1 protein-coding gene is annotated in these 1,058 nt (G+C 44.7%); it reads right to left on the reverse strand.

Translation table 11 applies throughout. The features are described 5' to 3' along the window. The coding region (locus A3756_RS21360) for an enoyl-CoA hydratase-related protein (protein WP_197481443.1) at positions 1 to 945 on the reverse strand (945 nt) is incomplete at its 3' end. Positions 946 to 1,058: the final 113 nt, after the last annotated feature.

A 1,058-nucleotide genomic window follows, 5' to 3' on the forward strand; every position in this document is an offset into this window, starting at 1 on the left:
CTTAACTTCAGATGCTTTTGGCTCAAGCGCTTTTGCTTGTGCTTTAAGTGCCTGGTCATTCAAGAACAAACCAATCAAAGAAGCTGATACTGAAGTCTTAGCCATCTTAGCAAAGCCTTTCGCTTCAACTTCGATTGCCTTGTCTCGCGCCATACCCGAATGCTTCTGCATCGCTTTAATCGCTTCAACAGGTGCAGGATAGTTAGGACCAGCTTGACCAGCAACGAAACCTTTAGCAGTTTCGAAAGTCATCATGCTTTCCATTGGGTTCAGCTTAAGCTTAGAAGTCTTCTCTTCACGACGAGCTTTATAGTCTAGCTTGCCAGCAACTGCTTGCTTAACAAGATCGATTGCTGCAGCTTCTAGCTTATCAGCATCAACAACCGCATCTACTGCACCAAACTTAAGTGCATCAGGTGCTTTGTATTCTTTCGTGCCTGCGATCCATTCGATTGCATTATCTGCACCGATTAGACGTGGTAGACGTACCGTACCACCAAAACCTGGGAAGATACCCAGCTTAACTTCAGGTAGACCGACTTTAGCCGTTGGCGACATAACACGATAGTCCGTAGACAGACACATCTCGAAACCGCCACCCAACGCAATACCGTTGATAGCAGTTACAGATGGAAACGGAAGATCTTCAATTGCACTAAATACAGCGTTGGCCTGCAAGTTGTTTGCGATAAGCTCTTCTTCAGAACCAGCAAACAAGTCAGTAAATTCTGTGATATCTGCGCCAACGATAAAGCAATCTTTTGAACTTGTAACAATCAAGCCCTTAATGCCGTTTGCGTTCTTTAAGCTTTCCGCTGCTGCGCCAAGCTCTTCAATAGTAAGTCGGTTAAACTTATTGACTGACTCGCCCTCTAAATCGAAATTTAGCTGTGCGATTCCGCCTTCAATCTCTTTAACCGTGATGGCTTTACCTTCGTAAATCATCAACTGTTCTCCAAGTTAATTATCCGTGCTGGTCTACCTACGTCCTCTGAAAGGTCGAGGCTCCAACAAAGTTTTTTTGGGCCCGCATATTTCGCGGGAATTTTCGAAATTCA

This window comes from Oleiphilus sp. HI0086 (genome assembly GCF_001635225.1).